This window comes from Micromonospora sp. NPDC048835, from assembly GCF_040649995.1.
Lineage (GTDB): Bacteria > Actinomycetota > Actinomycetes > Mycobacteriales > Micromonosporaceae > Micromonospora.
On the sequence record NZ_JBEZGM010000046.1, the window covers coordinates 23,711 to 31,228 of the forward strand.

The window sequence follows — 7,518 nt, forward strand, 5'->3', positions numbered from 1 at the left end:
ACGAGCTGCTGCTCAGACGACGAGCTTGCGACGGAACGCGCGGACCGCCAGCAACCAGCCGACGACCGCCCAGGCGGCCAGGTAGAGCACGTGCCCGGCTGCCGACCACTGTGGGGCGACGCCGAGCGTGACAGCGCGGCACAGGTCCACGGCGTGCCACAACGGCGTCACGTACGCCAGCCACCGCAGCGCGTCAGGCAACGACTCGACCGGGAAGAACACCCCAGCGAAGAGCGTCATCGGGATGACCGCGAACCGGAACAGCATCGCGAGCCAGTTGTCGCTCTGCACCGACGCGGCGTACGCGAAGGTCGGCGCGGCGACGGCCAGCGCGAGCAACGCCACCACCGGCAGGGTGACCACCGCCCACGGCGACCGCAACGCCCCGAACAGCCCGGTGACCAGGAGGAACGCCACGATCGTGGTGAGCACCCGGAAGAGCACGAAGGCCAGGTGCCCGGCCACGATGTCGCCCACCCGCAGCGGCGACGTGCCCTGCGCGAAGTAGGTCCGGACCCACTGGAAGTTACTGAACACCGGCCAGGTCGAGTCGCCGACCGTCACCTGGAGCGCGGTCGAGGCGATCAGCCCGGGGACCAGCCAGTCGAGGTAACGCACCCCGCCGACGCCCTGGTCAATGTAGGCGCCGACCCCCAGCCCGAAGCCGAGGACCGTCAGCACCGGCAGCAGGAACGAGGAGAACACCCCGGCCCGCCAGGTGCGCCGCAGACCCACCAAATAGTGCTCGAACACCGCATACGCCGGCACCCAGGGGAACCGCGCCGACCCCGTCGCACTCACCCGATCACCCCGCCCACCGCGCCGGCCGCCACGACCTTTCTACCCCCGGGGTACGACAGGTCGCCGGTCACCCTACGACGACCCCGCCGACGTGTCGCCCGGGTTTCGCGGGCTCGATCGGGTCGCCGCGCCACCCCGGCCCCGCCCGTTGATCGACTCGATTTTCAGGAAGTCGCGGTTTCAGAGCCGCCCCGATGCCCCGACTTTTGGAAAGCCGAGACGACAGGTGGTCACCGCGCCAGCTACCGGCGCACGGCGTCGGACCCGACGAACACGCGCCACGTGTCGGGCGCAAAGACCAGCACAGGGCCGGTCGGGTCCTTGGAGTCCCGGACGGCCACCAACCCAGGCAGGTTGCCGGCAACCTCCACACAGGCACCGCCGCTGCCGTTGCTGCGAGTGCTCTTACGCCACCGGGCACCGGTCAGATCCATGTCTCCGCCACTTCCGCGATCAGGTCGAGGGACTGCTGCTGCGATAGTGCCTCACCGCGGATCGACTCCCACACCTCGACCATCTGACGGACGTAATCGGCGCGGTCGATGACCTGCCCGTGGCGCTGCCCGTCCAGGAAGACCACATCTTCACCGGTGGCTGCGGTGGCGATCACGAAGGGACCATCGAGCCCAGCGTACGCACCTGCCGACAGCGGCACGACCTGGATTCGGACCCGGGGCAGCGCCGAGCCAAGCTTCACCAGGTGCCGCAACTGCTCACGCATCACCTCCGGCCCGCCGACGTGGCGGCGCAACGCGTACTCGTCGACGACCACGCTGAGCAGCGGCGGCCGGTCCCGGGTGAGCACGCCCTGCCGATCGAGCCGGGCGGTCACCTGCTGCTCGACCTCGTCCGCCGCGAAGAGCCCGGCACCGGCCAGGATGGCGCGGGCGTAACCCTCGGTCTGCACCAGCCCCGGCACGTAGAGCGGCTCATACCACCGCAGCGCTGTGGTCTCCTGCTCGATGCCGGCCCAGTCGCGGAACCACGGCACCACCGCCTCACGGCTGATCCGCCGTTGGATGCGCTCGAACCGACCGTCGGCTGCGAACACGGCGTCACACCGGCGGGCGAAGTCCAGGCTCGGCCGGCGCTCGGACGTCTCCACCTTGGCGACCAACGCCCCGGAATAGCTCAACGCCTCGGCCAGCGCCGTCTGCGACATCCCACTGGCGGCGCGGGCCAGTCGCAACTCCTCGGCGAAGTGCTCCAGCATGGACGAACTCTCCACGGACAACTCCCGTACATCTGCGTACCGTGCCGGGCCGATTGCCGTACGCGCTGGTCGTCGGCGTGCGGAACCTCCCACAGTAGTCAGGTCCTCACCAGACTGTCACGCAGCGGAACCGCTCACGGGATTCGGACGGCGGGCGGAACCAGGCCGGGAGCGCCCCGTGACCCCCCGATCCGGGGCGCTCCCCACCCACCCGATGGAGGTTCTTCCCGGTGCGACTCACCTGGTCGGCTCACCACGGCGGCGGGCTCTGATGCCCCGGTACCGCCCGCACGTCGCGGCACGCCCGTCCTGGCGCTGCCGGGTCTGCGGCGCCGCGTGGCCCTGCTCGCCGGCCCGCCTGGCGCTGCTGGGCGAGTACCGGGAGGACCGGATCGGCCTGCTCGTCTACCTTGCCGCGTTGCTGTACGAGGCGGCCGGGGACCTCGCCGGCCAGGCCGGTCAGGATCGGTTGGCCGACCGATTCGTCACCTGGGCCAGAGCCCGTTGAGCGGTGCTCGTCGGCAGCCGGTCAGGCCGGTCGGTACGCGCGGATCAGCGCCTGCACGGCGTAACCGAGCAGCAGCACCCCCGCGCCGACGCCGATCACCAGCCCGGCCGAGACCACCGAGGCGAGGCCGGTGACGAGGCCCGCCACGGCCACCAGGCACAGCGCGACACCCAGCGGGCGGAGCAGCGGATCCCGCAGGAGCGGGGCGAGTGGGAAGAAGTGCAGACCGACCACCAGGCAGACCAGGACCGGAACGTACTCGGACCAGTTGGCGGCGACCAGCACGGCGGCACCCAGCCCGGCGGCGGCGAACTCGGCCAGGACGATGAGCAGGTACGGGCGGTCGGCGGCCCGATCCCGAGGGCTGCCGGCCCCACGCAGTCGGGCGGACAGCACACCACCCAGCACGGCGGTGAGCAGCGCGACGAGGCTGCCCACCACGAGCAGGGCCCGCAGCGGCTGCTCCGCCGCCGGCACACTGAACCAGACCATCGCAAAGATGCCCAGGTAGAGGGCGGTGAGCCCGGCCTGCCGTCGGTTGGCGATCACCAGATCAGACATGAAACCCCCGTGGTCGAAGGCCGGCTCGGATGCGGCTGGGCGATGCTACGCCCAAGATCAGAGGCAGTCGAGCGGTGATCGTTGGCAGCTGAGCGGTGCGACACGCCGAGGAAGGTGTCGCTGAGCTGCCAACGATCACTCGGGACGTTCAGTCGACAAGGGTGCGGCCGGTCAGGTGCAGGAAGACGTCCTCCAGGCCGCTGCGCCGCACCAGCACGTTCGCCGGCTGGAGCCCTCGCGCGGTGACCTCGGTGACCGCCGCGTCGCCGTCGGGCACGTAGAGCAGGACCCGGTCGGGCAGCACCTCGACCCGCTCCCCCAGCCCGGCGAGCTTGCCGGCGAAAGGCTCCTGTGACTCGGCGGCGAAGCGCAGCTCGACCACCTCGCGGGTCGAGTGCTGCTCGATCAACGCTCGCGGCGAACCCTCCGCGACGATCCGGCCGCCGTCCATCACCACCAGGCGGTCGCAGAGCTGCTCGGCCTCGTCCATGTAATGGGTGGTGAGCACCAGCGTCACGCCCTGCTGCTTGAGCCGGAACAGCCGCTCCCACACCAGGTGCCGGGCCTGCGGGTCGAGCCCGGTGGTCGGCTCGTCGAGCAGCACGATCTCCGGATCGTTGACAAGCGCGCGGGCGATGGTCAGTCGACGCTTCATCCCGCCGGACAGCGGCTCGACCTTGCTGTCGGCCCGCTCGGTGAGCTGGACGAAGTCGAGCAGCTCGGCGGCGCGCTCCCGGGCCGCCCGGCGGGAGACGCCGAAGTAGCGGGCGTAGACCGTCAGGTTTTCCCGGACGGTCAGCTCCGGATCGAGATTGTCCAGTTGGGGGCACACCCCGAGGCGCGCCCGGATGGCCGGCCCGTCAGCCACCGGATCCATGTCGAGGATGCGCAGCTCACCCGCGCTGGGTGGGGAGATGCAGCCGACCATCCGCATGGTGGACGACTTGCCCGCGCCGTTGGGCCCGAGGAAGCCGAACGCCTCACCCGGGCGAACCTCGACGTCGATGCCGTCCACGGCGGTGAAATCACCGAACCGCTTCACCAGCCCGCGAGCCTGAATCAGTGGTCGCCCCGAAGTCATCGCCCGACCCTAACCGCCCGGTCCGACACCCCTCCACGCGAATACGCGCCCGGTGTCCGCACCCGCCGACGGCGAAACGCCGATCAATGCCCCACCCGTCAGCCAATCGACGTGTATCGTCCTTTTGTGTCACCCATCAGCTCGCCCGATGGTTCGTCGTCACCTGCCCGACCAGCCAACTCTTCCGTCGGCGCGCCCGCGCTGAGCCCCGACGGCGAGCCACCCCGACCGCGACGGGCAGCCGAGCCGACGGAGCCCCACGACCCGAGCGTCGCCGAGCGGGCGACCCGGGACCTGGCCGCCCGGTTCGAGGACGAGAAACCGGGCCGGGTGCTCTCCGGGCCGGCGGGCCTGCTCCTCACCGTGACGGCGCTTGCGGTCGGCGCTCTCGCCCTGTGGCAGGTGTTCCGCCCCCTGTCGCAGGGCAGCAAGTATTACCTGATCATCTTCCTGGCCGGCGTACTCCCGCTGGTCTTCCTCGCCTACCCGGCCAACCTGCGGTTGCCGGCCCGCCTACACCCCCGCCGACCAGGCACCGACCGGGCTGAGGCCACCGAGAGCGACGGCGACAGGCGCGTCCCGGCACCCACGTCGACGCGGCCCACCGTCACCGACTGGGCATTGAGCGCGCTGGCGGTCGCTGCCTGCCTCTACCCCGTCCTGCCGATCCGGATCGGCAGCGGTGGCGGCGGTTACAACGCGTTCCTCGACCGGCAGGGCCTGCTGGCGGCGACGGATCTGGTGCTGGGCACCGTCCTGCTGCTCCTGCTGCTCGAAGCGTGTCGGCGTACCACCGGGTGGATCCTGCCGGCGGTCTGCCTGCTGTTCCTCGGCTACGGCTACTACGGCGGGTTGCTGCCGCAGTCCTGGCCGGTCGCGCACTCCGGGCTCGACTTCAGTCAACTCGTCGACGCGTTCTACAACTCCGACAGCGGCTTCTACGGCACACCACTCGACGTGGCCGCCTCGTACATCGTGCTGTTCACCATCTACGGCGCGGTGCTGGAGCTGTCCGGGGCCGGGCGCTTCTTCGTCGAGTTGTCGGCCGCGGCGTTCCGACGTTCCCGCACGGCCGCCGGGCGGACGGCGGTGGCCTCGGGTTTCCTGCTCGGCACCGTCTCCGGCTCGGGCGCGGCGACGACGGTGAGCATCGGCGCGGTCACCTGGCCGCTGCTGCGCCGCGCCGGCTACCCGCCGGAGCGGGCCGGCGGCATGCTGGCCGCGGCCGGGGTGGGCGCGATCCTCTCCCCGCCCACCCTGGGCGCGGCGGCGTTCATCATCGCCGAGTACCTGGGTGTCTCGTATCTCCAGGTGCTGGGCTGGGCAACGGTGCCGACGGTCCTCTACTACCTCGGCATCCTGCTGGCCGTGGAGATCGACGCGCGCCGTTCCGGGGTGCGCCCGGTGGTGATCGACGTCGGCTCGCCCTGGCGGCTGCTGGGCCGGTTCGGCTACCACTTCGCCTCACTGATCGCCATCATCGTGTTCCTCGCCATCGGGGTGTCCGCGACGCGCGCTGTCGTGTTCGCAATCGTCGTCGCCGCCGTGCTCTCCCACCTGGACCGCGCGCACCGGCTCACCCCGGGCCGGCTGGTGACCGCGCTGGTCACCGGCGTACGCGGTGTGCTCGCCGTCACCGCGGTCTGCGCCGCCGCCGGCATCATCACGGCGACCACCACCAAGACCGGCCTCGGGCCGCAGGCGGCCGCGCTGCTGATCGGCGGGGCGCAGGCGGCCACCTCGGACCCGACGCTGGTGCTGGTGCTCACCGCGCTGCTCGCCGCCGTCGCGCTCAGCCTGCTGGGCCTCGCCGTGCCGGTCACCGCCTCGTTCGTGATCGGCTGGGTGATCGTCGGTCCGGCCCTGCTCGACCTGGGCGTCACGGCGCCGGCGGCGGCGATGTTCGTCTTCTACTTCGCGGTGCTGTCCGAGGTGTCCCCGCCGACCGCGCTCGCCGCGGTGGCCGCCGCCGCGGTCACCGGCGGCCGGCTGGTGCCCACCATGTGGCAGACCCTGCGGTACGCGCTGCCCGCGTACCTGACGCCGATCGCGTTCGTCATCACGCCGGCCGGGCTCGGTCTGCTCGGCATCGGTGGCGTCCAGCGGATCGCCTTCGCGGCCGTGGTCACCGCGCTCAGCGTGGCGGTGCTCGCCGTCGCCGCCGGTGGCTGGCTCCCAGGTGTCGGCCCCGTCGGCGTGCCGGAGCGGGCGCTGGGCGTCCTCGCCGGCGTCACCCTGCTCTGGCTCGAACCCGTGCCGGTCGCCGTCGGCACCGCGCTGGCCGCCGTGGCGGCGGTGGGCGTCCTCGTCCGACGCGCATCCGCCGGCCGCCAATCGTCCGATCCTGTGGAGGAGAAACTGTGAGACGAATCGACGTACGGCTCGCGGCGGGCCTGAGCGTGCTCGCCCTCGCCGCGGGTTGCGGAGGTCAGCAGGGCGGTGCGGCCACCGACGACACGGCAAGCGAGGTCACCTGCGAGGTGACCAAGGAGACCCGCGTCGGCATCGCCACCGGCAACGCGACGGGCGTCTACTACGTGGTCGGCAACGCCCTGGCCGGGCAGTTGTCCGGTGCGACCGGCGGCAAGCTCACCGGCACCGCCGCCGAGACCGGCGCCTCGGTGCAGAACGTCGAACAACTTGTCGGTGGCCAGTACGATGTGGCCTTTTCGTTGTTCGACACGGCGGTCAACGCGGTCGAGGGCAAGGGCAGCTTCACCGCGCCGCAGCCGGTGCAGGCGCTGGCCCGCATCTACGACAACTACACCCAGGTGGTGGTCCGCAACGACTCGCAGATCACCTCGGTGGCCGACATGCGGGGCAAGCGCATCTCCACCGGTTCGCCCAAGTCCGGCACCGAGGTGATCGCCAACCGGCTGTTGGAAGCCGCCGGCCTCGACCCGGCCAAGGACGTCCGGGCGCAGCGACTGGACCTGACCAAGACGGTCGAGGGGATCAAGGACGGCAGCGTCGACGGCTTCTTCTGGTCCGGTGGTCTGCCCACCGGGGGTCTCACCGACCTGTTCACCACGGCCGGCGACTCGGTGCGGTTCGTCGACATCTCACCGTTGCTGCCGAAGATGACCGAGCTGAGCCCCGGCTACCAGGAAGGCACCATCGGCCGGGACGCGTACAAGACGGCGACCGACACCCCGACCATCGTCGTACCCAATGTGTTGTTGGTCCGCAAGGACCTGGACGCCAACGTGGCCTGCGCGATCACCCGGACGGTGTTCGACAAACGGGAGACGCTGGCCCACTTGGGTTCAAGTGGTTGTTGCAACGGGGTGGATTCTCGTCAGGATGAGGAGTCATGCCGGGGCAGAGGTTGTCGTCCGCGGAGCGGGCGCAGAT

General features: G+C 71.1%; 8 protein-coding genes. 3 read left to right on the top strand and 5 right to left on the bottom strand.

What is annotated here, in order from left to right:
• Positions 1–12: 12 nt before the first annotated feature.
• From AB0C15_RS30845 to AB0C15_RS30855, 3 genes are all read right to left on the bottom strand, one after another.
• The gene (locus AB0C15_RS30845) at positions 13–801 is read right to left on the bottom strand and encodes an ABC transporter permease (RefSeq protein WP_357357946.1); all 789 of its coding nucleotides are present in this window, start codon (positions 799–801) and stop codon (positions 13–15) included.
• A gap of 242 nt (positions 802–1,043) precedes the next feature.
• Positions 1,044–1,235, bottom strand: coding sequence for a DUF397 domain-containing protein (locus tag AB0C15_RS30850; protein ID WP_357357948.1), 192 nt, complete (start codon positions 1,233–1,235; stop codon positions 1,044–1,046).
• Positions 1,226–2,029, bottom strand: coding sequence for a helix-turn-helix transcriptional regulator (locus AB0C15_RS30855; protein ID WP_357357950.1), 804 nt, complete (start codon positions 2,027–2,029; stop codon positions 1,226–1,228). Before AB0C15_RS30855 ends, AB0C15_RS30850 begins: the two co-directional genes overlap by 10 nt.
• 163 nt (positions 2,030–2,192) lie before the next feature.
• Between AB0C15_RS30855 and AB0C15_RS30860 the strand changes: the two genes are divergently transcribed.
• Positions 2,193–2,522: a flavin reductase gene (locus AB0C15_RS30860; protein WP_357357952.1), complete on the top strand. Its 330-nt coding sequence runs from the start codon at positions 2,193–2,195 to the stop codon at positions 2,520–2,522.
• A gap of 21 nt (positions 2,523–2,543) precedes the next feature.
• Here the strand turns inward: AB0C15_RS30860 and AB0C15_RS30865 are convergent, their stop codons facing one another.
• Both AB0C15_RS30865 and AB0C15_RS30870 read right to left on the bottom strand, forming a co-directional pair.
• On the bottom strand, positions 2,544–3,083 hold the full coding sequence (locus AB0C15_RS30865) for a hypothetical protein (RefSeq protein ID WP_357357954.1): 540 nt from the start codon (positions 3,081–3,083) through the stop codon (positions 2,544–2,546).
• Between the two features lie 148 nt (positions 3,084–3,231).
• Complete coding sequence (locus AB0C15_RS30870; protein WP_357357956.1) at positions 3,232–4,164, bottom strand: ATP-binding cassette domain-containing protein; 933 nt, start codon at positions 4,162–4,164, stop codon at positions 3,232–3,234.
• Between the two features lie 126 nt (positions 4,165–4,290).
• Here AB0C15_RS30870 and AB0C15_RS30875 point away from each other — a divergent pair, with 126 nt between their 5' ends.
• On the top strand, positions 4,291–6,528 hold the full coding sequence (locus AB0C15_RS30875; RefSeq protein ID WP_357357958.1) for a TRAP transporter fused permease subunit: 2,238 nt from the start codon (positions 4,291–4,293) through the stop codon (positions 6,526–6,528).
• A partial coding sequence (locus tag AB0C15_RS30880; protein ID WP_357357961.1) for a TAXI family TRAP transporter solute-binding subunit occupies positions 6,525–7,518 on the top strand: 994 nt, incomplete at its 3' end. The genes AB0C15_RS30875 and AB0C15_RS30880, both read left to right, overlap by 4 nt.